The 25750-nt window shown below is 66.5% G+C and carries 18 protein-coding genes and 3 pseudogenes; 17 read left to right on the plus strand and 4 right to left on the minus strand.

The window, feature by feature from the left end:
- Positions 1-29 precede the first annotated feature (29 nt).
- From WC704_RS11720 to WC704_RS11740, 5 genes and pseudogenes are all read left to right on the plus strand, one after another.
- Complete coding sequence (locus WC704_RS11720; protein ID WP_372890095.1) at positions 30-1244, plus strand: 2Fe-2S iron-sulfur cluster-binding protein; 1215 nt, start codon at positions 30-32, stop codon at positions 1242-1244.
- A complete protein-coding gene (locus tag WC704_RS11725; protein ID WP_372890096.1) occupies positions 1241-1828 on the plus strand; it encodes a hypothetical protein in 588 nt (195 codons plus the stop codon). The genes WC704_RS11720 and WC704_RS11725 overlap by 4 nt, the downstream gene beginning before the upstream one ends.
- The gene (locus WC704_RS11730) at positions 1825-2559 is read left to right on the plus strand and encodes a cytochrome c3 family protein (RefSeq protein ID WP_372890097.1); all 735 of its coding nucleotides are present in this window, start codon (positions 1825-1827) and stop codon (positions 2557-2559) included. The genes WC704_RS11725 and WC704_RS11730 overlap by 4 nt, the downstream gene beginning before the upstream one ends.
- Positions 2552-5119 carry a cation-translocating P-type ATPase gene (locus tag WC704_RS11735; RefSeq protein WP_372890098.1) on the plus strand — a complete coding sequence of 856 codons (2568 nt, stop codon included), beginning with the start codon at positions 2552-2554 and terminating at the stop codon, positions 5117-5119. The genes WC704_RS11730 and WC704_RS11735 overlap by 8 nt, the downstream gene beginning before the upstream one ends.
- Positions 5116-5955 (plus strand): annotated as a pseudogene (locus WC704_RS11740) (AI-2E family transporter); the annotation flags it as partial. The gene WC704_RS11735 and the pseudogene WC704_RS11740, both read left to right, overlap by 4 nt.
- Before the next feature lie 90 nt (positions 5956-6045).
- Here WC704_RS11740 and WC704_RS11745 read toward each other — a convergent pair.
- From WC704_RS11745 to WC704_RS11755, 3 genes are read right to left on the minus strand one after another with little or no spacing between them, the layout of a single operon-like run.
- A complete protein-coding gene (locus WC704_RS11745) occupies positions 6046-6900 on the minus strand; it encodes an SMP-30/gluconolactonase/LRE family protein (RefSeq protein ID WP_372890227.1) in 855 nt (284 codons plus the stop codon).
- A gap of 10 nt (positions 6901-6910) precedes the next feature.
- Complete coding sequence (locus WC704_RS11750) at positions 6911-8710, minus strand: IlvD/Edd family dehydratase (protein ID WP_372890099.1); 1800 nt, start codon at positions 8708-8710, stop codon at positions 6911-6913.
- Positions 8711-8724: 14 nt separating this feature from the next.
- Positions 8725-9870, minus strand: coding sequence for an aldose epimerase family protein (locus WC704_RS11755; protein ID WP_372890100.1), 1146 nt, complete (start codon positions 9868-9870; stop codon positions 8725-8727).
- 134 nt (positions 9871-10004) lie between these two features.
- On the opposite strand from WC704_RS11755, the gene WC704_RS11760 reads away from it, so the two are divergent.
- Complete coding sequence (locus tag WC704_RS11760; protein WP_372890101.1) at positions 10005-11312, plus strand: sugar MFS transporter; 1308 nt, start codon at positions 10005-10007, stop codon at positions 11310-11312.
- Between the two features lie 34 nt (positions 11313-11346).
- Here the strand turns inward: WC704_RS11760 and WC704_RS11765 are convergent, their stop codons facing one another.
- Positions 11347-12102, minus strand: coding sequence for a FadR/GntR family transcriptional regulator (locus tag WC704_RS11765; protein ID WP_372890102.1), 756 nt, complete (start codon positions 12100-12102; stop codon positions 11347-11349).
- Between the two features lie 100 nt (positions 12103-12202).
- Between WC704_RS11765 and WC704_RS11770 the strand changes: the two genes are divergently transcribed.
- The 11 genes and pseudogenes from WC704_RS11770 to WC704_RS11820 form a co-directional block, all read left to right on the plus strand.
- Positions 12203-13708: an aldehyde dehydrogenase (NADP(+)) gene (locus WC704_RS11770; RefSeq protein WP_372890103.1), complete on the plus strand. Its 1506-nt coding sequence runs from the start codon at positions 12203-12205 to the stop codon at positions 13706-13708.
- Between the two features lie 56 nt (positions 13709-13764).
- The gene (gene araD1, locus WC704_RS11775; protein WP_372890104.1) at positions 13765-14757 is read left to right on the plus strand and encodes an AraD1 family protein; all 993 of its coding nucleotides are present in this window, start codon (positions 13765-13767) and stop codon (positions 14755-14757) included.
- A gap of 1 nt (position 14758) precedes the next feature.
- Complete coding sequence (locus WC704_RS11780; RefSeq protein ID WP_372890105.1) at positions 14759-15685, plus strand: Gfo/Idh/MocA family protein; 927 nt, start codon at positions 14759-14761, stop codon at positions 15683-15685.
- Positions 15686-15701: 16 nt separating this feature from the next.
- Positions 15702-17246 carry an alpha-N-arabinofuranosidase gene (locus WC704_RS11785; RefSeq protein WP_372890106.1) on the plus strand — a complete coding sequence of 515 codons (1545 nt, stop codon included), beginning with the start codon at positions 15702-15704 and terminating at the stop codon, positions 17244-17246.
- Entirely contained in the window at positions 17243-18115 is an 873-nt protein-coding gene (locus WC704_RS11790) for a 2-dehydro-3-deoxygalactonokinase (protein WP_372890107.1), read from the plus strand. The genes WC704_RS11785 and WC704_RS11790 overlap by 4 nt, the downstream gene beginning before the upstream one ends.
- Positions 18112-18738 carry a 2-dehydro-3-deoxy-6-phosphogalactonate aldolase gene (locus tag WC704_RS11795; protein ID WP_372890108.1) on the plus strand — a complete coding sequence of 209 codons (627 nt, stop codon included), beginning with the start codon at positions 18112-18114 and terminating at the stop codon, positions 18736-18738. Before WC704_RS11790 ends, WC704_RS11795 begins: the two co-directional genes overlap by 4 nt.
- A complete protein-coding gene (locus tag WC704_RS11800; protein ID WP_372890109.1) occupies positions 18723-19718 on the plus strand; it encodes an arabinan endo-1,5-alpha-L-arabinosidase in 996 nt (331 codons plus the stop codon). Before WC704_RS11795 ends, WC704_RS11800 begins: the two co-directional genes overlap by 16 nt.
- Before the next feature lie 4 nt (positions 19719-19722).
- Positions 19723-20754, plus strand: a pseudogene (locus WC704_RS11805) (family 43 glycosylhydrolase); the annotation flags it as partial.
- 2 nt (positions 20755-20756) lie between these two features.
- The gene (locus tag WC704_RS11810; RefSeq protein WP_372890110.1) at positions 20757-22100 is read left to right on the plus strand and encodes a glycoside hydrolase family 27 protein; all 1344 of its coding nucleotides are present in this window, start codon (positions 20757-20759) and stop codon (positions 22098-22100) included.
- Between the two features lie 190 nt (positions 22101-22290).
- On the plus strand, positions 22291-25113 hold the full coding sequence (locus WC704_RS11815) for a TonB-dependent receptor (protein ID WP_372890111.1): 2823 nt from the start codon (positions 22291-22293) through the stop codon (positions 25111-25113).
- Between the two features lie 82 nt (positions 25114-25195).
- Positions 25196-25708 (plus strand): annotated as a pseudogene (locus WC704_RS11820) (glycogen debranching protein); the annotation flags it as partial.
- Between the last annotated feature and the right edge of the window lie 42 nt (positions 25709-25750).

The raw sequence follows: 25750 nt of genomic DNA on the forward strand, positions 1-25750 counted from the left end.
GCCGCCGATTCACCCAAATGCTGGTGCGGGTGACGGCGCTCGCGCTCCTCGGCTATATTTCCGCCGCGCTGCTGGCCCAGGTCATCGTTGCGATCCTCTTCACAGCGCTTCGCCGCCGACCGTCCTTGGGGGAACCTGTCCAGGGCCGCTCGCTCCCAAACGCGGCCTGGATCGGCTTACGCGCCTTTCGCGTCCGATCGCGCGAGGATGAAGATGACGCGACCAGCCAGACTTCCTTCTACCTGGAGCCCGTCGATCAGCAGCCGCTTGCTCCATATCGCGCCGGCCAGTTCCTGACGTTCCAGTTGGAGCTGCCCGATGGCCAGGGCCAGGTTAGACGGGTCACCCGCTGCTACTCGCTGTCCGACCGGCATGACCCGCAAGCGTTTCGGATCACGGTGAAGCGGGTCCCAGCGCCGCGCGATCGGCCCGATCTGTCGCCTGGGCTCGTTTCGAATCACTTCCACGACAGGGTCGCACCGGGTGCCATCCTTCAGCTACGCGCGCCTGCTGGGGCATTTGTGCTTGAAGACGACCCCAGCATCCCCGCAGTCCTGATCGCGGGCGGCATCGGCATCACGCCGGTATTCGCAATGGCGCGCGCCGCGCTCGCGACGCAGCCTGACCGCGCTCTCCATCTGTTCTACGGTGTCCAAGATCGTCGCGAACTGGTGTTCGAGGCCGACCTTCTAGCGATGGAGCAGCAGCATCCCAATTTCCACGTGACGATCGTCCAAAGTTGCCCGCTTCCGGGAAAGGCCGAAGAGGACAGCTTTCACGCCACAGGCTTTATCGATGTCGCGCTGCTGCGCCGCGCCTTGCCGCACGGTCGGCACAGCTTTTATGTGTGCGGGCCACCACCGATGATGGCGAGCCTCGTTCCCGCTTTGCGCGAATGGGGCATGGCAGGCGACGCTGTCCACTATGAAGCGTTCGGTCCGGCCTCGATCGAGTCCCCCGAACAGGGAATCGCAGCCCTTCTCGAAACGCCGATCGAGATACGGTTCGTGACCTCGGCCCGGACACTCAGTTGGACAGGCGCTGACAAGAACCTGCTCGACTTCGCCGAACGCCACGGCATCGCGGTCGACTCCGGCTGCCGATCGGGAAGCTGTGGCACCTGCGAGACGGCGCTGACGGCGGGTGAAGTCCGCTACCCGCAACCATCGTCCTTCGAGGTCGCCAAGGGCCATTGCCTGCTCTGTGTGGCTGTGCCGACCGGCGATCTGGTGCTCCAGGCATGAGCGGCCTGCGCACCAGCCTGTTGAGCCGCGAGGTCATCCCGTTCTACCTGTCGCTCGCCGCGCTCGGGGGTGCTGCACTGGCACTCGACGCGGCATTGCACCTTGCCAATGCCGTCTGGATCGGTCGCTATCTCGGCATTCCCGGTGTCCTGCTGATCCTTGCGTCGTCAGGCTATTCGATGCGCAAGCGCAAGCTGATCAAGTCGGGCAAGCCGGCCAACCTGCTCCGCTGGCATGAGCGGCTCGCCTGGGCAGGATCGCTGCTGGTCCTCGTCCATGCCGGCATCCACTTCAACGCGATCCTCGCCTGGCTCGCGGTTTGGGCGATGCTCATCAACATCGCCAGCGGCCTGACCGGCAAATATCTGCTGGGACGATCGCGCAAACGACTGGAAGCGACCCGCACGCGGTTGCGCGCGCGGGGGCTGTCGGCTGAAGCGCTTGAAGAGCAGACCTATTGGGACAGCCTCACCTTCGATGTCGTCAAGGCATGGCGCGTCGTCCACCTGCCGATCACGCTGGCGTTCGGCGTGCTGGCGCTGGCGCATATCATCGCGATCTGCCTGTTCTGGGGGTGGAGATGATGCGCCGTTGGGGCCTCTGGCTGATCGTCATCAACCTGTGCGGGCTGATCGCGCTTGTCTTTGCCTTGCCGCACCTGATGGTTGCGCCGGGGCCGTTGATCCCGGCGCACGCGAGCATCACGACAAACTGCTTTGCCTGCCATGCGCCGTTCAAGGGCGCGTCGGCGACGCGCTGCACCGCCTGCCACAAGGTCGCCGACATCGGCATACGGACCACGACCGGCGCGGCGGTCAAAGGGCGTGGCGATGCGGTCGCCTTCCATCAGTCGCTGACGACGCCCGACTGCATGGCCTGCCACACCGACCATAGCGCGCCCCATCTGGTGAAGGCATCGCGGCAGAGCTTCGCCCACGCCTTGCTGCGGCCCGACGTGCGTGGCCAGTGCGCGACCTGCCACCGTGCTCCGCAAACGCCTTTGCATGCGCAGGCCGGCAGCAACTGTGCGGCGTGTCACACCCAGGCCGGGTGGAAGCCAGCGACCTTCGAGCATGCCAAGTACTTCGCGTTGACCGGCCCGCACAATGCGTCCTGCGCGACCTGCCACACCGGTGGCGATGTCAGCCGCTACACTTGTTTCAGCTGCCACCAGCACCAGCCCGACCAGATCCGTGCCAAGCACGCCGAGGAAGGGATCCGGAACATCGAGAACTGTGCGCGCTGCCATCGCAACGGCTCTGGCGAGGGGGGTGGCGAGGGACGCGAAGGTCGTGAGGGCGGAAGCGATGATTGAAAGCCAGAAGCGCGTCGGCCTAACATCGGAGGAAGTCGCCGCGCGGCTTGCCGCAGACGGCCCCAATGAACTTGCCCGCGCGGGACGGCGATCGGTGCTGCGGATCGCGTTCGAAGTCTTGCGCGAGCCGATGCTGGCGCTCCTGCTGGCAGGCGGTGTCGCCTATCTGTTGCTCGGTGATCTGACCGAGGCGTTGATCCTACTCGGCTTTGCGACCTTTTCGGTCGGCGTGACCGTCATCCAGGAAACCCGCACCGAGCATGTGCTGGAGGCATTGCGTGACCTGTCCGCGCCGCGCGCGCTCGTCATCCGCGATGGCGCGCGCGTGCACATCGCCGGGCGCGAGGTGGTGCGCGACGACCTGATCGTACTCGAACAGGGCGACCGAATCGCCGCCGATGCGGTTCTCGTCGAGGCGAGCGACCTCCAGACCGACGAGTCGCTGCTGACCGGCGAGTCCCTTCCGGTCGGGAAAGTGATTGCGGTTGAAGAAGCCGACCGTGAGACCCGCCGGCCAGGTGGCGAAGGCCAACCCTATGTCTATTCCGGCTCGCTCGTGGCCCGCAGAAGCGGTACCGCGCGTGTGCTGGCCACCGGGCCACGCAGCGAGATCGGCCGGATCGGTCAATCGCTCGCGACGCTCGATACCGAAGCGCCGCGCCTGCGCCGCGAGACGACGCGGATCGTGACTTGGTGCGCGATCGGCGGCGGTGCGGTCGCATTGCTGGTGGTGGCGCTCTACGGCCTGCTGCGCGGCGGCTGGATCGAAGCGGTGCTCGCGGGGATCGCGATCGGCATGTCGATGCTGCCCGAGGAGTTTCCGGTCGTCCTTACGGTGTTTCTCGCAATGGGTGCCTGGCGGATCGGCAAGGTCGGGGTGCTAACCCGGCGTGCGGCGGCGATCGAAACCCTTGGGTCGGCGACCGTACTCTGCACCGACAAGACTGGCACATTGACCGAAAACCGCATGTCGCTTGCGGCATTGTGGCTGCCATCCGGCGATACGCTCACGATCGGGCCTGACGTCGTGGTCCCGGATTCATATCACGCCTTGATCGAGAATGCGGCGCTCGCGAGTGCCGCTGAGCCGACCGATCCGATGGATATCGCCCTGCATGGCGCTCGCGCCGCCGTCCCCACGATGCCTTTGCCGACAGGTGCGCCGGTTCATGCTTATGCGCTGCGCTCCGAATTGCTAGCGATGTCGAACGTCTGGGACGATGGCGACACGCTGTCCATCGCGGCCAAGGGTGCCCCGGAAGCGATCGCCGGCCTTTGCCACCTTACCGGGGAAGCGCTCGCAGCCATGACAGCCGCCGTCGAAGCGATGGCGATCCGCGGTATCCGCGTGCTTGCCGTCGCGACCGCCACGCCACCAAATCGTGACTGGGCCGAAACCCAGCGCGACTACGACTATGCGCTGACCGGGCTGGTCGGGCTGGCCGATCCGATCCGTGCGAGCGTCCCCGGCGCGGTCTCGGAATGCCGCAGCGCCGGCATCCGGGTCGTGATGATCACCGGCGACTATGCCGCCACCGCACGATCGATCGCGACCCAGGCGGGAATCGCCGACGGCGACGTACTGACCGGTGCCGATCTCGCATCGCTCGACGACACGCAACTCGCCGAGCGATTGAAGACCGTCACAGTCTTCGCCCGCATCATGCCGGAGCAGAAGCTCCGCATCGTGCAGGCGTTCAAGGCGGACGGGGAAATCGTCGCGATGACCGGGGACGGGGTCAACGACGCGCCTTCGCTCAAGGCCGCGCATATCGGGATCGCCATGGGCAAGCGCGGCACCGACGTCGCGCGCGAAGCCTCCGCCACGGTGCTTCTCGAGGATGACTTCGGATCGATCGTGCAATCGGTCCGGCTCGGGCGGCGGATCTACGACAATATCCGTAAGGCGATGGCGTTCATCTTCGCGGTGCATGTGCCGATCGCGGGGCTGGCATTGCTGCCCTTGTTGTTCGGCCTGCCGATCCTGTTCGGGCCCATCCATATCGCGTTGCTCGAAATGGTCATCGATCCGGTTTGCGCGTTGGTGTTCGAGGCCGAGCGCGACGAGGACGACATCATGCAACGTCGGCCGCGCGATCCGTCCGAAGCGCTGTTTTCGCTGCCGATGATCGTCTGGAGCGTGTTCCAGGGCGCCCTCGCCTTTGCGATGCTGGCGACGGTCTTTCTGGTCGAGAACTGGTCCGGAATGCCGGAGATCGAACTCCGCGCGCTCACGTTCTTCGCGCTGATTGCCGAAATCGTTGCGCTGATCCTGGTCAACCGATCGTTCAACGCGTCGATCGGCGATGCGCTCGTTCGGCACAATGCGGCACTTCGCTATGTCGCGGTTGCCATCGCCGGGGTAACCGCGCTGATCCTGTTTCTCCCACAGGCGCGGCTGTTGCTGAAGTTCGGATCGATTGCCTGGAGCGACATGGCGCTCGCGGTCGGGCTGGGCATCGTCCTTCTGGTACTGCTCGAAGGCTGCAAGCCGCTGGTGCGGCGCCTTACAGCGCGGGTATCGGCAGTCCCCGGCCGCAACCAGATTGTGGCGACATGAGCGAGGGCGTGCTCTCCCCCACGGTGCTCGCGCGTATCACTCTCGTGGCGCTGGTTGCGATTGCCACGCTCGCCTTCGTCTGGCTGATCGCGCCTTTCTCCGGCGCAATTCTCTGGGCCGTTATTGCAGCCGTGCTCTTCGAACCGCTCAATGCGCGCGTGCTTAGCGCGATGCCGCGGCGGCGGGGCAGCGCTGCGTTCGCAACGCTGCTCGTCATCGTCATCGTCATCGTGGTTGTGGTGCCAGCAATGCTGTTGGCGGCAGCCCTCCTGCGCGAGGCGACCGCCTTTTACGCGCGCATCCGCACTGGAGACATCGATCTCGGGCGTCTGTTTGTGGAGACGCAGGGGCATCTTCCCGGTTGGGCCAGAAGCTGGCTCGCCGATATCGGTCTCGGCGACATGGGCGGGCTGCGCACCAAACTCGGCCAGGGCTTCGCCAGCAGCTTCCAGAGTGTGGCCGGACAGGTTCTCAATATCGGCCAAGGGACATTCGCCGTCTTCCTTGCGCTCGGCGTGATGCTGTACCTCACCTTCTTCCTGCTGCGCGACGGGCACGAGCTGGCGGCGCGGATTGAGCGCGCCATTCCGCTGACCCCCGACCAGCGTGCGGTCCTCATCGCGAAGTTCGTCGCGGTGATCCGCGCGACCATCAAGGGCAGCGTGATTGTCGCGATCCTTCAGGGGGCGACCGGCGGCCTCGTGTTCTGGGCGATGGGTATCCCCGGCGCTTTGCTGTGGGGCGTGGCGATGGGCGTATTCTCGCTATTTCCTGCCATCGGCACCGGGCTGATCTGGGTTCCAGTAACGTTCTACCTGCTGGCCACCGGCGTGCTTGGTCGTGGCGTTCCCGTAACGTACCTGTCCCATGCGGCTTCCTTCCATTCCACCGAAAGGATCACACCATCAAACAGTGGGATCAAACACCTAGCCGCGATACAGGCCGGGCTGCACGCCCGTAGCATCGACGGCTATTTCGAACAGCGCACCGTCCTCGGCGCGCGCGTCGAGGCCGACCAACGCGGATGTTGCGAACAGCCGGTCGAGGTTCTTGCCGCAGAATGCGACGTTCGTGATCTGGCGGGCCGGCAGTGGCACCACAAGGTCGAGTTTGCCGTCGGGATCGAAGCGACTGACGCGGCTCCCGCCCCAATGCGCGATCCACAGATGGCCTTCGCTGTCGATCGTCATGCCGTCGGGATAGCCCTCAGCCTCCTTGAAGCGGATGAAGGGCTTTCGCTCGCCGAGCCCGTCGGCGTCGCGCGCGAAGCGGTAGACCGTCCGCTGCGCGGTATCCGAGTGATAGAGCCAGGCCCCGTTGGGCGAGAACGCGGGCCCGTTCGGTACGCGGTATCCCGTATCCATCCGTTCCCAGACGAAGCCGGGGCGGAGCCGGTACAGCGCACCGCAATCGGCCTCCTCCGCCATGTCCATCGTGCCGCACCAGATATGGCCGGACGCATCCGCCTTGCCGTCGTTCATGCGGCTACCAGGCAGGTGCGGCTCCGGATCGGCGATGAGGTGGATCGCGAACGGATCGAGCGTCAGTTCGGCAAAGCCGCTCTGTAACCCGCAGATGAAGCCGCCCTCCGCGCGCTCGACCAGCCAGCCGATCGGCTCGGGCATGTTCCAGCGGTCGATCCTGCCATCGGCGAGCGACAGACGATTGACGGCAGGCGCGAGGATATCGACCCAGAACAAAGCGTTCTCACGCGCGGACCAGAGCGTTCCCTCGCCGAGGATATCGCGTCTGTCCCGCTCGACTATGCGCCAGTCGTTCATGTCGCTGCCTTTAGTGGTTGTCGCGCGGCAGGCCGGCGGTCTGGGCGATGCGCTGGTACTTCTCCGCGCCCTCCAGGATCGCGCCGGTTTCCATCTGCCCGACCACCGAACGCTGGATCTCCTGCCACGGCGTCTGCGACTTGGGATAGGGATAGCCACCCGCCTCGGTCAGTGACGCGCGGCGTTCCGCCAGTTCGCTTTCGGGCAGGAGCGCATCGACCGTCCCTTTGCGGAGATCGATCCGCACACGGTCGCCGGTCTTGAGCAAAGCGAGGCCGCCCATCGCCGCCGCCTCGGGACTGGCGTTAAGGATTGACGGTGAACCCGACGTGCCTGATTGCCGCCCATCGCCGACACAAGGGAGTGCGTGCACACCCTCGCGGATTAGATAGGCGGGCGGCCGCATGTTCACGACCTCCGCCGCGCCGGGATAGCCGATCGGCCCGGCGCCGCGCATGAACAGCAAGGTCTCGGGCGTGATGCCGAGTGCGGGATCGTCGATGCGGTGATGATAATCCTCCGGCCCGTCGAACACCACCGCCGGCCCCTCGAACGCCTCGGGATCCTGCGGGTTGGAAAGGTAGCGGTCGCGGAATTCGGGCGAGATGACGCTGGTCTTCATAATAGCCGAATCGAACAGATTGCCGCGCAGCACGATGAAGCCGGCGTCCTGCTTCAACGGATCGGCGAACGGGCGGATGACCTTGTCGTCCTCGATGGTCGCGTCGCGGCAATTGTCGCCGATGCTCTTGCCGTTGGCGGTGATCGCGTCCTCGCGGATCAGGCCCTGCTTCATCAGCTCGGCGACGACGGCGGGCACGCCGCCCGCGCGGTAATAGTCCTCGCCCAGATACTCGCCGGCCGGCTGCAGGTTCACCATCAGCGGCACCTTGTGGCCATAGTCCTGCCAGTCGTCGAGCTTCAGGTCCGCGCCGATATGGCGGGCGATAGCGGCGAGGTGGATCGGCGCGTTGGTCGATCCGCCGATCGCGGAATTGACGACGATCGCGTTGAGGAAGGCGTCGCGCGTCAGGATGTCGGAGGGCTTCAGATCCTCATGCACCATTTCGACGATGCGGCGGCCGGTCCAATAAGCCGATTCCTGCCGGTCGCGGTACGGCGCCGGGATTGCGGCATTGCCGGGCAGCGACATGCCGAGCGCCTCGGCCAGCGAGTTCATCGTCGTCGCCGTGCCCATCGTGTTGCAATAGCCGGTGGACGGTGCAGAGCTCGACACCAGCTTGATAAAGCCGACATCGTCGATTTCGCCCGCCGCCAGCATCTCGCGCGCTTTCCACACGATCGTGCCGGAGCCAGTCCGCTCGCCCTTGTGCCAGCCGTTGAGCATTGGCCCCACCGACAGCGCGATCGCCGGGATGTTCACCGTGGCGGCCGCCATCAGGCAGGCAGGCGTCGTCTTGTCGCAGCCAATCGTCAGCACAACGCCATCGAGCGGATAGCCGTAGAGCACCTCGACCAGGGCCATGTACGACAGGTTGCGGTCGAGCCCCGCGGTCGGTCGTTTTCCCGTTTCCTGGATCGGGTGGACCGGGAATTCGAGCGGAATGCCACCCATCTCGCGGATGCCGTCACGCACCCGCTCCGCCAGCACGAGGTGATGGCGGTTGCAGGGCGAGAGGTCGCTGCCCGTCTGCGCGATGCCGATGATCGGCCGGCCCGAGCGCAATTCCTCCAGGCTGATGCCGAAGTTCAGATACCGCTCCAGATAGAGCGCGGTCATGTCGATATTGGCGGGATTGTCGAACCAGGCGCGCGAACGCAGCTTGGGAGTCGGCGAGGTCGTGGTCATCGAGAGTCCTTGGCTCAGCCAGTCGTCGACAGGCGGAAGATCATGCGGTGATGATAGGGATGCGCCGGGTCGACCCGTGCGGAGCCGAACGCCGGCTGGTTGGGCGTATCTGGAAACGTCTGCGGCTCCAGCGCGATGCCGTCGCCCATGCGGTACAGGTGCCCGCCCTTGCCGATCAGCGTGCCGTCGAGGAAGTTGCCGGTATAGACCTGCACGCCGGGCTGGTCGCTCCACACCTCCAGCACGCGGCCCGATGCCGGATCTTCCAGCCGCGCGGCCAGCTTGGGCTGCTTGGTCGCCCCGGCGTCGAGCGCGAAATTGTGATCGAAGCCGCGGCCCGCGACGATCTGCGGATCGCGGCCGTCGCGCAGGCCCTGCTCGATGATCTTGCCTTTGGTGAAGTCGAACACCGTGCCCGCGACGGGCTTCAGCTCTCCGGTCGGGATCAGCGCGGCGTTGACCGGGGTGTAGCGGGCGGCGGGGATCGTCAGCTTGTGCGTATTGATGCCGCCCGCAGCGCCTTCGCCCGCCAGGTTGAAGATCGCGTGGTTGGTGAGGTTGACGACGGTCGGCGCATCGCTAGTCGCGTCGTAATCCATCGTCAGATCGCCGGCGTCGTTCAGCGTATAGGTCGCCGTCACCTTGAGCGTGCCGGGATAGCCCTGGTCGCCCGCCGCGCTGGTCAGCGCGAGCGTGACGCTCGCCTGCGCGCCCGACTTCACCGAGACGATGCGCCAATTGCGTTTATCGAAGCCCTTTGCGCCGCCGTGCAGCGAATTGGCCTTGTCGTTCTGCGAGATCTGATAGGCCTTGCCGTCGAGCGTGAATTTGCCGCCAGCGATGCGGTTCGCATAACGGCCGACGCTTGCCCCCCAGTAATTGGGGTGATCGGCGTAAGACTGGATATCGTCATAGCCGAGCTCGATATCGGCCCTCTTGCCGGCGCGGTCGGGCACGATCAGAGTCTGCAAGGTGGCACCGAACGTGATGATCCGCGCCGAAATACCCTTCGCATTCGACAGGGTGACGGCCTCGATCACGGTTCCGTCCTTGAGCGTTCCCGCAGCGTCGCGCTTGGCGTCGGCCGCTTGTGCCGAACCCGCCAGCGTCGCCGCCGCTATCACTGCCAGTGCAGCGCCCCGGCGCATCGCTCCCCGCATCTTCTCTATCCTTGCACATATGCACGCCCGTTGACGCGTGCTTGTTGGTTATATAGTCCGACAAATGAAAGCAGAGCAAGCCATGTATGTGCGGGCGGAAAATCTGCCATGACGGGTAGCGACAGGAGAATGGGATGGCCGGGCCGATACACACAGCGACGGCGGTGGCCGCGGAGCCCCATGCGGGGGGGACCAATTACCGCCCTGCGCTGACGTTGCTCGCCAGCCTGTTCTTCATGTGGGGGTTCATCACCGTCATCAACAACACATTGCTGCCGCACCTGCGCAGCGTGTTCGACCTGAACTATACGCAGACGACGTTCATCGAGTCGGTGTGGTTCATCGCCTATTTCGTTGCGGCCATCCCCGCCGCATTCCTGATCCGGAGGATTGGCTACCAGAAGTCGCTCGTCGTCGGGCTGCTGACAATGGCGGCGGGCGCGCTCGGCATGACGGTCGCGGCGAGCATCCCCTCTTACGGCGTCACGCTGACGATGCTGTTCGTGATCGCCAGCGGCATCACGCTGCTACAGGTCGCAGCCAACCCCTATGTCGCGGTGGTCGGCAGCCCCGAGACGGCATCGGCGCGCCTCAACCTCGTCCAGGCGCTCAATTCGGCGGGGACGATGCTCGCGCCCGGGTTCGGCGCGTATCTGATCCTTGGCCGGTCAAAGAGTGGCACCGCGCTCGCGGGCACGGTGCTGACGCCGGCCGAGCGGCTGGCCGACGCACAGTCGGTGATCCTGCCCTATGTGCTGGTCGCGGCCGTGCTGGTCGTGCTGGCGGTGGTCATCGCGCGCTTCCCGCTACCGGCGATGGGCGCGGCCGCCGACCGCGCGACGGCGGCCGACCGCAAGAATTATTCGCTGCTGCGCCACCGCAACCTCGTGTTCGGCGTGCCCGCGATCTTCATCTATCTGATCGCCGAGATCGGCGTCGCGAACCTGTTCGTGAACTTCGTCAGCCAGCCCGATATCGCCAACCTGACGCATGAGCAGGCCGGGCGCTACCTCACCTTCCTCTGGGGCGGCATGATGGTCGGCCGCTTCGTCGGCGCGTTCGTGATGCAGCGCGTCGAGGCGGAAAAGGTGCTGGCCTTCGCGGCAGTGGGCGCGTTCGCGGTGATGACGATCACCACCTTCGCGCACGGCGAAGTCGCGATGTGGGCGCTGATCTCGGTCGGGCTGTTCCACTCGATCATGTTTCCGACGATCTTCACGCTCGGCGTGCGCGGCCTCGGCCCGCTGACGGAAGCGGGATCGGGCCTGCTCATCATGGCGATCGCGGGCGGCGCTCTGGTGATCGTGCAGGGCTGGCTGGCCGATGCGTTCGGCCTCCAGATGTCGTTCCTGCTGACGGCGGCGTGCGAACTGTACGTGTTGTTTTACGCGCTGTGGGGATCGAAGCCGACGGGTGAGTTGCCCGCGCCCGAGGTGGTATGATTTTCACCCCTCCCTTGAAGGGGAGGGGCTTTATTTACTCCGGCATCGCGAAGCGGGTGTCTTCGAAGGCGAGGTCGACAAGTACGCGCATCGCCGCGTCGGCGGCGTCGCCGTCGCCCGCTGCGATCGCGTCATAGACCTTGGCGTGATCGGGGATCGGGTTGCGCGGCAGCGCCCGCGCACGCTGCTTATACTGCGTCGTCCAGTTGACCGCCGCGCCGATGCTCGCGCTCAGCACGATCATCGCCTCGTTGCGGGTCGCGCGCAGGATGGCATCGTGAAAATCGCGGTCGGCGGCACGCCCCGCCTCGGTTCCGAGCGAGTGACGGCGCATCGCGGCGAGCGAATCCTTCATCACGCGTAATTCCTCACGGTCGCGGCGTTCGGCGGCAAAGCGCGCCGCCGCCGGTTCCACCACGGCGCGCAGCTCGAACAGGTTGCGCACGAAACCCTTGTCGGGCTCGCCCGCGAAGGCCCAGGCGAGCACATCGGGATCGAGCAGATTCCAGCGCAGCCGCGGCAATACGCGCGTACCGGCCTTCGGACGACTTTCAACCAGCCCCTTGGCGGCGAGTACCTGGATCGCTTCGCGATATGCGCCGCGCGAAACGTCGAGCGCCTCGGAGAAAACGACTTCGCTGGAAAGGATGTCACCCGGCGCATATTCGCCCGAGACGATCGCCGTGCCGAGCTTGTGCGCGATCGCGCCGTGCAAACGCCGCCCGGTGCCGCGCGGTGTACGCGGCACAGCCTCCGCCTTGGCGTCCGCATCTGTCTCTTCGTCAGCCATCACATCTCCCATGCCGTCCTAACCCCCGTCGCACAATGGTGGAACGAAAGATTGCCTTTCCTGCCTGTGCACATTAAGTCGGAGTAATAAGGAGAAGGCAATGACCGTCGACAGTATCATCGCACCCGAACTGGAAACCGCCGGCGATGCTGCCCCGTTCTCGGTCGAGGATGCCTGTGCGGCCGCCGAGGCCGCTTTCGAACCCTATCGCAACACCAGCCGAGAAGACCGCGCCGCTTTCCTCGAGCGAATCGGCGCGGAGATTGTCGCGATCGGTGAGCCGCTGATCGCAGCGGCGATGCGCGAATCGGGCCTGCCGCGCGCACGGCTGGAGGGCGAGCGCGGCCGCACCGTCGGCCAGCTGCAGATGTTCGCCGATGTCGTGCGGCGCGGCGAATGGCTCGGCCTGCGCCACGATCCCGCGCTGCCGGACCGCGCACCGCTGCCGCGCCCTGATCTCCGCCTGCGCATGATCCCGCTCGGCCCGGTCGCGGTGTTCGGCGCGTCCAATTTCCCGCTCGCCTTCTCGACGGCGGGTGGCGACACGGCGTCCGCGCTCGCCGCCGGTTGCCCGGTGGTGGTGAAGGGCCATCCCGCGCATCCCGATATCGGCGCGCTCGTCGCCGGTGCGATCGCCCGCGCGGTCGCGGCGTCGGGTCTGCCCGACGGCGTGTTCCAGCATGTCACCGGCGCGGGCAACGAAATCGGCGCGGCGCTGGTGCGGGATCCGCGCATCACCGCAGTCGGCTTCACCGGCTCGCGCGGCGGCGGGCTCGCGCTACTCAAGCTCGCGCAGAACCGGCCGGTGCCGATCCCGGTCTATGCCGAGATGTCGAGCATCAACCCGGTCGTGCTGCTGCCCGCCGCGCTGGCGTCGCGCGGGGCCGCGCTCGGCATCGCCTTCGTCGGATCGCTGACGCTCGGCGCGGGGCAGTTCTGCACCAACCCCGGCCTGCTGCTGGCGATCGAGGGCGACGATCTCGACGCCTTCGTCGCCGCCGCCGGTGAGGCGTTGTCGGCGAGCGCCGCTGCGCCGATGCTGACGGACGGCATCCACGCCGCCTACGAACAGGGCGTCGCGACGCTGGCGCAGCAGGGTGAGGTCGCGCTGATCGCGCGCGGCGTCGCGGGCGGCACCGCCTGCGGGCAGGCGGCTTTCTTCGAGACGAGCGCCGCAGCTTTCCTCGCCAACGAAAAGCTCGCGCACGAGGTATTCGGCGCCGCCGCCATCCTCGTGCGCTGCCGCGACGAGGCCGAGCTCGCGACCGTCCTCAAGGCCGCCGAGGGCCAGCTCACCGCGACGCTGCACATGGATGCCGGGGACGAACCGATGGCCGCGCGCCTGCTGCCGATCCTCGAGCGCAAGGCCGGGCGCATCCTCGCCAACGGCTGGCCGACCGGCGTCGAAGTGACGCATGCGATGGTTCACGGCGGCCCCTATCCCGCCACCTCGGACGGGCGCACGACCTCGGTCGGCAGCCTCGCGATCGATCGCTTCCTGCGGCCGGTCTCGTACCAGAATATCGAGCAAGACCTGCTGCCCGCCGACCTGCGCGACGCGGCCCTTGCTGGCATGCCGCACCTGGTCGACGGCAAGCGCGCCTGACATCAATGGAACTGCGCGCGGCCGTAACAGCGGCGCGCTTGAAGGGAGTGAACTGAATGGCTTTGCGCCTGCTGCAGCATCGTGACACCGTCGGCGGGCGCGCCGTGATCGCCGCCTTCGACGGCTCCGCCGCGTTCGTGAACGGCGTCACCTCCGTGCGCGAACTGGCGATGCGTGCGATCGAAAGCGGCACCGATCTCGCCACAGCCGTCGCCACCTGCGGCACCGGCGACAGTGTGTTCCTCGCGGCGGAATATGAGGCCGGGCACATCATCGCGCCGATCGACCATGACGATCCCGCGCACCTCATCCTCGCGGGCACCGGCCTCACCCATCTCGGATCGGCCGAGGGGCGTGACAAGATGCACCGCGCCGCGACCGAGGCGACCGCGCAGACGGACTCGATGCGCATGTTCCTGGAGGGCGTCGCAGGCGGCAAGCCCGCCGAGGGTGAGACCGGGCAGCAGCCGGAATGGTTCTACAAGGGCGACGGGTCCGCGCTGGTCGCGCCCGGCGCGGCGCTCGCCATGCCGAGCTTCGCCGAGGATGGCGGCGAAGAGCCCGAACTGGCCGGCATCTATCTGATCGGGCCGGACGGCACGCCGTTCCGGCTCGGCATCTGCCTCGCCAACGAATTCAGCGATCACGTGACCGAGCGGCACAATTACCTCTGGCTCGCGCATTCTAAGCTTCGGCAGGCGGCGCTCGGCCCCGAATTGCTGACCGGCGCGCTGCCCGATCATGTCGAGGGCACGAGCCGCATCCGGCGCGGCAACGAGACGGTGTGGGAAAAGCCCTTCCTGTCCGGCGAGGCGAACATGTCGCACAGCTTCGCCAATTTGGAAGCGCATCACTTCAAATACGACCTATTCCGCCGGCCCGGCGACGTGCACGTGCATTTCTTTGGCACCGCGACCCTGTCGTTCGCCGACGGCATCCGCACGCAAGAGGGCGACGTGTTCGAGATCGAGGCCTCGCCCTTCACGCTGCCGCTGCGCAATCCGCTCGCGCGCGACGCCGCGAAACCCGTCACCGTGAAGGCGCTGTAGGTTGGACCCGATCCGCATCGCCGTGGTCGGCATGGGCAAGATCGCCCGTGACCAGCATCTGCCTGCCATCGCTGGCGACACCGCCTTCAGCCTTGCGGCCACCGTCAGCCCACACGATCAGGGCGTGCCGGGCGTACCGCACCTCGGAAGCCTCGACGAGCTGTTGAGCAAGGGCCCGGCGGTCGATGCGGTCGCGCTCTGCACGCCGCCGCAGGTACGCTACGATCTCGCCAAAATGGCGTTGACGCGCGGCGTTCACGTCTTCCTCGAAAAGCCGCCCGGCGCGACCTTGTCCGAGGTCGATGCGCTGACCGAGCGCGCGCGGCGTGCGGGCGCGTCGTTGTTCGCAGCGTGGCATTCGCGCTTCGCGGCCGGCGTTGCCCCCGCACGGGCGTGGCTCGCCGACCGGCACGTCACCAGCGTGGAGATCGTGTGGCGCGAGGACGTGCGCGTCTGGCATCCCGGACAGGCGTGGATCTGGGAGCCGGGCGGGCTGGGCGTGTTTGATCCCGGCATCAACGCGCTGTCGATCGCGACGCACATCCTGCCGCGCCCCTTCTTCCTGCGGCGCGGCGTGCTGCAGCGCCCCGAGAACCGCTCCGCGCCGATCGCCGCCGATCTGGTGTTCTGCGACACGGCGGGCACCAAGATCACGATGGACCTCGACTGGCGCCAGACCGGCCCGCAGAGCTGGGACATCACGGTCGAGACCGACGCGGGCACGCTCAAGCTCTCGCGCGGCGGATCGGTACTGACGCTACCGAGCGGGACCGAACATAGCGAGGACCGCGAATATGCCGGCCTCTACGCGCGCTTCGCCACGCTGATCCGCACGGGGCGCAGCGATGTCGATACCAGCCCGCTGAAGCTGGTCGCCGACGCTTTCCTGCGCGCCAAGCGGGAAATCGTCGAGCCGTTCAACGAATAACAAAGGACGAACCAGGATGAGGAAGACACTGGCGACGATCGCCGCCCTGATGCTGTCCGGCACGGCGGTGGCGCAGACCGCCCCCACCGAAGGCGCCGCGACCGCGACGCTGCACGCCGACACGCCCGGCCCAACGTACGACCGGCGCATCTTCACGCAGTTCGCCGAGCATCTCGGCAACGGCATCTATGGCGGGCTGTGGGTCGGCAAGGGATCGAAGATTCCCAACACGCGCGGCTTCCGCAACGACGTGGTCGGCGCGCTGAAGGAATTGGGCGTGCCAGTGGTGCGCTGGCCCGGCGGCTGCTTCGCCGACGAATATCACTGGCGCGAGGGGATCGGCGCGAACCGCCCGGTCAAGATCAACACCCACTGGGGCGGCGTGACCGAGCCCAACGCCGTCGGCACGCACGAGTTCATGGACCTGATGGATCAGCTCGGCAGCGAGGCGTACATCGCCGGCAACGTCGGCAACGGCACCCCGCGCGAGATGGCGGAGTGGGTCGAATATATGACCTCGCCCGCCGGCAGCCTTGCCGACGAGCGTGCGAAGAACGGCCACAAGGCGCCTTGGTCCGTCCCCTATTTCGGCGTCGGTAATGAGCTGTGGGGCTGCGGCGGCAACATGCGCCCCGAATTCGCGGCGGACGAGACGCGCCGCTACGCCACCTTCATCAAGGCGCCGAGGGACACCAAGATCCTCAAGATCGCGTCGGGCGCGAACGTCGACGACTATAAGTGGACCGAGACGATGATCCGCGAGGCGGCGGATCAGGTCGACGGCCTGTCGCTGCATTATTATACGATCCCCGGTAGCTGGCCGCCGCGCGCCTCCGCCACCCAGTTCGACGAAAGCGGCTGGGCGGAGACCTTGTCCGAAGCGAACCGCATGGACGCGCTGATCACCAAGCACAGCGCGATCATGGACAAATATGATCCCAAGAAGCGCATCTTCCTGGCGGTCGACGAATGGGGCACTTGGTATGCCGGCGATCCCGGCACCAACCCCGGCTTCCTGCGCCAGCAGAACACGCTGCGCGATGCTCTGGTCGCGGCGATCCACCTCAACATCTTCGCGAAGCACGCCGACCGTGTGAAAATGTCGGCGATCGCCCAGATGGTGAACGTGCTGCAGGCGATGATCCTGACCGACGGCGCGAAGATGGTGAAGACGCCGACCTATTGGGTGTTCGACCTCTACAAGCCGTGGATGGATGCGACCGTGCTGCCGATCGACGTGCAGTCGCCCGGCTATGGCGCGGGCAAATGGTCGATGCCGGCGGTCAGCGCATCGGCGGTGCGCGACAAGGCGGGTGTGGCGCACGTCGCGCTCGCCAATCTCGATCCGAACCGGGGCAACACGGTGCGCATCAAGCTCGACGGCATCGCGGCGACATCCGTGTCGGGCAAGGTGCTGACGGCGGGCACGATGAACGCGCTCAACGATTTCGGCGCGCCCGATGCGGTGAAGCCCGCCGCGTTCGACGGCGCTCGGATCGACGGCGGTGCGCTGGTCGTCACGCTGCCCGCCAAGTCGGTCGTGATGCTCGATCTCAAGTGACCGACGCCTATGTCCTCGGCGATTGGGGCTCGACGCGGCTCCGGCTGTTTCGTCTCGTCGGCGAGAACGTGACCGACCGCGTCGAGGGGCCGGGGATTATCGCGACCGGTATCGTCCCGGCGCGTGCGCTTGCCGGGCGGCTGGCGGCATGGCCGAATATCGCCGACGTAACCTTGTGCGGCATGGCCGGCGCGCGCGGGGGGCTGATCGAGGCCGCGTATGTGGCCTGCCCCACCACCGCCGCCGACTGGCACGGCCAGCGCGTGACTACCGAGGTGCAGGGCATACCGGTCGCGGTGTTGGCGGGCCTCAGCGACCGTTCGGATACCGGCGTGCCGGACGTGATGCGCGGCGAGGAAACGCAGATCTTCGGGGCGTTGGCGCTCGATCCCGCGCTGTTGGCCGGGGAGCATGTCTTCGTGCTGCCCGGTACGCACAGCAAATGGGTGCAGGTCGGCGACGGCGCGGTGCGGAAGTTCCGCACCTGCCCGACCGGTGAGCTGTTCGCGCTGCTTAGCGGTGCCTCGTCGCTCGTTGGGGACGACCGGGCCGGCAGCGGCGATTTCGACGAGGGTTTCGCGCGCGGGGTGGAGCGCGCCGGTGAAGCGATGATCGCAGCGCTGTTCGAGGCGCGGGCGGCGCGGCTGCTCGACGGGCGCGGGCGGGACTGGTCGCGGGGTTATCTCTCCGGCCTATTGATCGGCGGCGAGGTCGCGGCGCAGGCGACGGGCGGCGTCGTGTTGATCGGCGATCCGGCGCTGTGCGGGTTTTATGCACGCGCGCTCGACGCCTTCGGCCATCCGCACCGCCGCATCGACGGCGACGCCGCATCGTTGGCGGGGCTCACACTGGCGCGAGGAAAAGCATGACGATCGACGAAGCCCTCGAAGCCGGTGCGCCACCGATCATGGCGATCCTGCGTGGCGTGCGACCGGACGAAGCGGTCGGCATCGGCCGTGCGCTGGTCGCGACGGGCGTCCGCCTGATCGAGGTGCCGTTCAACTCGCCCGAACCCGCCGCGAGCATCGCCGCGCTGGCCGACGCGATCGGCGACGAAGCCGCGATCGGCGGCGGCACGATCCTGACTCCGGCGATGGTCGATCAGCTCGCGGATGCGGGCGGGCGCTTCATGGTCTCGCCCAATACCGACCCGGCGGTGATCGCCCTTGCCGCCGTGCGCGGGCTCGAGCCGCTGCCGGGTTTCCTGACACCGACCGAGGCGTTCGCCGCGATCGGTGCTGGCGCGCGACAGTTGAAGGTGTTCCCCGGATCGGTGCTTGGTTCGGCATATCTGTCAAGCCTGCGCGACGTCCTGCCGCGCGAGGTGCGCTTGTGGGTGGTCGGCGGCGTCGGTGTCGCCAATCTCGCCGAGTTCCGTGCGCGTGGCGCGGACGGCATCGGCGTCGGCGGATCGCTCTACAAGCCGGGCGACGCCGCCGCGACGGTCGGGAAGAAGGCGGCGGCGCTGGTATCGGCATGGCAGTCCGCGTGAAGGCGCTGCTCGCCTTTGCCGCGCTCGCGCTGGTCGGGGCCGCACCAGCGGAGACGCTCAACGACCGGCTGACCGGCGACCTCGCGCCGGTCCACGACCCCGTCATCGCGCGCGAAGGCGACACCTATTACGTCTTCACCACAGGCGGCGACGTGCGGACTTCGCCCGACCTGATCCACTGGAGCGCCGCGCCGAAGCTGATCGCGGCGATGCCCACCTGGACGGCGCGGGTCGTGCCCGGCAGCAAGGACTATTGGGCGCCCGACATATCCTACGTGAACGGCCGCTGGCGGCTGTATTACGCCGTATCGACCTTCGGATCGAACCGCTCGGCAATCGGCCTGCTGACCAGCCCGACGCTTGACCCCAAGGCACCGGGATACGGCTGGCGCGACGACGGCCTTGTGTTGATGTCGACCCGGGACAGCGATTTCAACGCCATAGACCCCAATCTCGTCATCGATCGCGACGGCGGGCAATGGCTGTCGCTCGGCAGCTTCTGGAGCGGCCTCAAGCTGTTCCGGCTCGACCCAGCGACCGGCAAGCCCGCCAACCCCAAGGCCGCGCCTATCGCTATCGCGCGTCGCCCCGCCCCAGCCGGCGCGCCCGCCCCGGTCGAGGCACCGTTCATCGTCGATCACGGCGGCTATTACTGGCTGATCGCCTCCTACGACTATTGCTGCAAGGGCGCGCAGAGCACCTATTACACCGTCATCGGCCGGTCGAAGGCGATCACCGGGCCGTATCTCGGCAAGGACGGCAGTTCGATGATGCAGGGCGGCGGCACCGTCCTGCTGCGCGCCGACCTGCCCGAGCAGGATCGCTTTCGCGGGCCCGGCCACGCCGGTTTCCTGCACGACCGCGATGGCACGGATTACGTCGTCTACCACGCCTACGACAAAGCGAACAAAGGCGTCCCCACCTTGCGGATCGCACCGATCCGCTGGGACGCGGACGGCTGGCCGCAAGTGGAGTATTGAACCCATGACCGACTTTACACGCCGCGCTTTCGTCGCGGGCGCAACCGCCCTCGCGGCCACCCCGGCGCTTGCGAAAAAGGCCCCGACCACCCCCGCCATCGTCAACCCGGTGGTACGCCAGCGCGCCGATGCGCAGGTTTTCCGCCACACCGACGGCTGGTATTACATGACCGGATCGGTGCCCGAATACGACCGGCTCGTGCTGCGCCGCGCGAAGACGCTCGAAGGCCTGTCGACCGCCGCCGAGCGTGTGTTGTGGCGGCACGAGAAGAGCGGGCCGATGTCGGGCTTCCTGTGGGCGCCCGAATTGCACCTGATCGACGGGCGCTGGATCATGTATTTCGCGGCGGGCCCGAGCGGCGGCGGCGAGGACGTGTTCCGCATCCGCACCTATGCTATCGCCTGCGACGGCAAGGATCCGATGACGGGCGGATGGTCGGTACTCGGCCAGTTGCAGACCGCGTGGGACAGTTTCACGCTCGATTCGACCAGCTTCATCCACAAGGGCACGCGCTACCTCGCCTGGGCGCAGCGCGAGCCGGGGATCGAGACCAATTCCAACCTCTATCTCGCCCCGCTCGCGACACCGCTGACGCTGGCGGCGAAGCAGGTGCGGCTCACCGTGCCGACGCTCGATTGGGAAGTGCGCGGCTTCAAGGTCGCAGAGGCGCCCGCCGTGCTGGAGCGCAACGGGCGGCTGTTCATGACCTATTCGGCGAGCGCGACCGACGATCGCTATTGCCTGGGGATGCTGAGCGCGCCTGCCGACAGCGACATCATGGATCCGGCGAACTGGACGAAATCGCCGGTGCCGGTGTTCCAGTCGTCGCCCGCGCACAAGGTGTTCGGGCCCGGTCACAACAGCTTCACCACCGATGAGCGCGGTCGCGACGTGCTCGTCTATCACGCGCGCGACTATGCCAAGATTGAGGGCGACCCGCTGTTCGATCCCAACCGCCACACGCGCATGCAGCGCTTCCGCTACACGCCCGACGGCACGCCCGATTTCGGGGCACCTGTCGCCAACGGGCGGCTCGCGTGAACGGCGTCGGTCGCCGCGAACTGCTCGCGGGCGGCGTCGCGGCGATCGCGCTACCCGGCCTCGGCCGCGCGCGTGGCAAGGCGCCGCGCGCGCCGCTGCTCGCGCCGACGCCGCCGATGGGGTGGAACAGCTGGAACAGTTTCGCGGTGACGATCACCGAGGCGCAGGCGATCGAGACAGCGCGGATCATGGCGGAGAAACTGCTGCCGGCAGGCTATTCGATCTTCACGGTCGATCACCAATGGTATGATCCGCGCGCCAAGGGCTATGATTATAACACCGATATCGTGCCGGTCATGGACGGGTTCGGCCGGTTCCAGCCCGATCCGGTGCGTTTCCCGTCGAGCACGGGCGGCAAGGGTTTCGCGCCGCTCGCCGCTCAAGTGCATGCGCTCGGGCTGAAGTTCGGCATCCACCGGATGCGGGGCATCCCGCGCGCGGCGGTCGCCGCCAATCTGCCGGTCGCGGGCACGTCCTACCGCGCGCGTGACATCGCCGACCCCGACAGCATCTGCTCATGGAACGTCGACGTGTACGGCGTCGACATGCGCAAATCCGGCGCGCAAGCCTATTATGACGGCGTGTTCGCCGAATATGCGCGCTGGGGAGTCGATTTCGTCAAGGTCGACGACATGAACCGTCCCTATGACGCGCATGCGCCGGAGATCGAGGCGATCGCGCGCGCGATCCGCCGGTCGGGTCGGCCGATGATCCTCAGCCTCTCGCCTGGCGAGACGCCGGTGGCGCGCGCCGATCACGTCCGTCGCCATGCCGAGATGTGGCGCATCTCCGACGATTTCTGGGACGAATGGCGCATGCTGGAGGCGCAATTCACCCGGCTGGAGAATTGGAGCCCGCATAGCGGCGACGGGCGCTGGCCCGATGCCGACATGCTGCCGCTCGGCCGCATCGCGATGGGCGCGCGCGACACGCGCTTTACGCCCGACGAGCAGCGCACGTTGATGACGTTATGGGCGATCGCGCGTTCGCCGCTCATCATGGTCGGCGATCTGCGCCATCTCGACGCCGCGACGCTGGTGCTGCTGACCAATCGCGCGGTGATCGCGGTCAATCAGGCGAGTAGCGGCAACCGGCCGCATTTCGTGGAGGACGGCACGCGCGTCTGGTCGGCGCGGGCGGAGGGCGCGAACCGCTACGTCGCGCTGTTCAACACATCCGAGAAGACCCGGCGCGTGGCGCTGCCCCTGCACGAGATCGGGATGGCCGGAACCGTGACGGAGCACGATCTGTGGACCGGTGCACGCACCGTCGCGTCGGACGGGCATGTCGCGCACGATGTGCCCGCGCACGGCGCGGCGCTGTTGCGCATCGCGTCATAGCGCGCATTTTAACTCTTACTTGTTTTAACGCGATATGTGCCAAAATCGCATCAGCAGGCCCAAAAGCGCACCGATCTCTCCGTAAATGTCCCCATACCCGCTTGACGCCCTCCGGACTCGGTGCCAAAGCGACATCTAATTTGTAGGACTAATAGCCGCCAAAGAACGGCTTATCTTGGGGATGTTTCACATGGCAATGAAGCCCGTTATCCTGTGCTCGGTCTCGCTGCTGTCGCTGCTCGCGGCAACACCCGCGATGGCGCAAGCTGCCTCTGCCCCACAAACCGAGGGCGCGACCGGCACCACCGATGACACCCCACCCGCCGACGCGCAGGACATCGTCGTCCACGGCGTCCGCGCCTCGATCGTCGGCGCATTGAACGTGCGCAAGGACTCGACGCAGATCGTCGATTCGATCGTCGCGGAAGACGTCGGCAAGCTGCCCGACAACAACGTCATCGAGGCGCTCCAGCGCGTCACCGGCATCCAGGTGACGAACCGCAGCGGTGGCGAGGCAGCGGGCATCTCGATCCGCGGCCTGCCCGACGCGCTGACCACGCTCAACGGCCGCAACATCTTCACGGCGGCGGGCCAGTCCTTCTCGCTGCAGGATATCTCCGCCAACCTCATCAAGCAGGTCGACGTCTACAAGACGCGTTCGGCCGACCAGATCGAGACCGGCCTCGCCGGGCAGGTCGACGTCAAGACGCGCCGCCCGTTCGATTTCAAGGGCTTCGCCATCTCTGGCCTCGCGCGCGGAATCTACAACCAGCAGGCCGACACCTTCAATCCCAACGCCGCACTGCTCATCAGCGATCGCTGGGAAACGGGCATTGGCGATATCGGTATCCTGGCGAACGGCAGCTACAGCAAGACCAATTACCGCGACATGACGACGACGGCGGGGGCGTTGGTGCCCTTCGCGACGCTCAACCCGCCGGCCGGTTCGGGCCTCGCCCCGTTCGAGCGAATCTTCCCCGACGGCAAGACCCCGCCCAACTGGCAGGTCGGCCTCGATCGCGGCCTGCCGACCGCAGCGGGCTCGACGCTGATCAACAACGGCGTCGCCACGCCCTATTACCTCTCGCGCGACGCCGTGTTCAGCTCCGATCTGTACGGCAAGCGCGAGCGCCCCTCGTTCAACGTCGCCCTGCAATGGGCGCCCAACAGCAGTTCGGTCTATACCGCCGAAGTGTTCTATTCGGGCTTCCGCGGCAACACCTTCAACAGCCTGCAGTTCAGCTTCGTCGATTTTTGGGCGAACGCGCAGCAGCCAACGCTGTATGACGGCACCAACATCGTGAAGTCGCGCGTCGCCAACAGCGTCTATGGCTTCAACAGCGGCGATTATACGCAGAACAAGACCGACAGCTTCGTCTATGCCCTGAACGGCAAGTGGGATGTCGGGTCGCACGGCAAGATCGTCGCCGACCTTGCCTATCAGACCAGCACCTACGAGACCTCGTTCGTCGCGCTGCGCACGGACCGCGTGGCGGACACGATCAACGTCGATTTCAACGCTGGCGGCGGCATCCCGTCCTATCACTTCGGCAACGACGCGCTGCTGGCGGACCCGAGTGTTTGGAACGTCGCGCAATTCTACGACAATGCGCAGCGCGACAAGGGCAGCGCGATCACCGGCACGATCGACGGCGAATATACCTGGGACGACGGCTTCCTGCGCCGCATTAAGGGCGGTTTCCGCTTCGATGACCGCAAGGCCTCCACGGCGGTGCGCTCGCAGGATGCGGGCAACCTCGGCGTCAGTCTGGCGTCGCTGGGGGCGGATGCCGCCTTCACCAACAAGGGCTTCTTCGACGGCCGCGCCGACATCCCCTCCACATGGGTGCTGGCCAATGGTTATTGGGTGTACGCAAATGCCGACAAGGTGCGCGGCCTCTACGGCCTGAAAACCTCGGATCAATTGTCGCTCGGCACGGTGTTCGACATCGACGAGATCACGCTCTCGGCTTATGTTCAAGCCGATGCCGAAATCTCGATCTTCGGCCGCCCGCTGAAGCTGGAAGGCGGCGTGCGCTTCGTGACGGTCGACACCAATTCGAAGTTCTTCGACCGCTACAACAACTTCACCGAAACCGACGCTTCGAACGGGACTGAGAAGTTCCTGCCGAGCTTCACGGCCCGCTACGCCATCACCGACAAGCTGCGCCTGCGCTTCAACTACGGCGAGACGCTACGCCGCCCGAACTTCACCGACGTCAACCCGAACTACACGCTGACGGGTGATCTCACCAACGTCGGCTATGGCAGCGGCAGCGCGGGCACGGGCGACCTGAAGCCGACGACGTCGCGCAACTTCGATATCGCCGCCGAATGGTATTTCGGCCGCGACAGCGCGATCACCGTGACGGGCTTCCGCCGCGAGATCAACGGCCTGGTCGTGCCGGTCACGCGGCTTGAGAACATCCCGAACAACGGCATCGTCGCGGGCGCCACCAACACCTTCGCGATCACCCGGCCGCTCAACGCCTCCAACGGCGTGCTGAAGGGTATCGAGGTCGGCGTCACCTACTTCCCGCATTACCTGCCGCCCTTGCTCGACGGCCTGGGCTTCGTCGGCAGCGTAACGGTCCTCGATTCGAGTCAGAACATCCCGCAGTTCGACTCCGCCGGCAATCTGACCGGGCAGTTCAACTCGGCGTTCTTCGGGGTGTCGAACTTCTCGTACAACGCTACGCTCGCCTACGATAAGGGCCCGATCGGCGCGCGCGTCTCCTACGTCTGGCGCAAGGAGTTCCTCGCCAACAACGAGGCGCGGTTGTTCGCCAACCCGATCGGCGTGTGGCGTGCGCCGGAAAGCAGCCTCGACCTGCAGTTGACCTTCAACGTCAACGACCGTCTCGGCATCACCTTCGATGCGGTCAATCTGCTCCAGTCGACGCAGCAGACCTATTACAAGTTCGACGACGTCGGCGGGCCGGAGCGGTTCAACCTCGGCACCACCCTGCTCGCGCGGACTTTCGCGATCGGCGTGCGCTACGGCTTCCGCTGATGCTGTTTCCTCGTCCGGTCTCGCTCCTCCTCCCCTTGTGAGCGCTACCGGGCACCTTTTGCGGGCGCTGCGCACTCTCCTGATGTGCGCGGCGCCCGTTCTTTTGACGGCGGCAGCGTCCCCGCCGCGCCTCGACGCGCCGAAGATCCTCGCCGAACGCTATGGGGGCGACGCCGGCTGGTATGCCGACCGCATCCCGCTGTTCGAAAGCTCGGACCCGCTGCTCGACCGCGTCTATTACTACCGCTGGCAGGTGTACCGCGCGCACCAGCGCGATCTCGGCGCGAAGGGCTATATCACCACCGAATTCCTCGACGATGTCGGCTGGCAGCGCGAACCCTATGCCAGCCTCAACGACGCGACCGGCTTCCATCTCTACGAAGGCCGCTGGCTGCGCGACCGGCGCTTCGCCGACGATTACATCAATTTCCTCTATGACGAGGGCGGCAACGATCGCCATTTCAGCGAGGCGATCGCCGACGCCGTCTGGGCGCGCTATCTGATCGACCACGACCGCGACGCGGTGCTGCGGCACCTCGGCGCGATGCGGCACGTCTATGGCCTGTGGGACGATCATTTCGATTTCGCAAAGGGGCTCTACTGGATCGAACCGCTGCTCGACGCGACCGAATATACC

Source organism: Sphingomonas sp., assembly GCF_041661885.1.
Taxonomy (GTDB): domain Bacteria; phylum Pseudomonadota; class Alphaproteobacteria; order Sphingomonadales; family Sphingomonadaceae; genus Sphingomonas.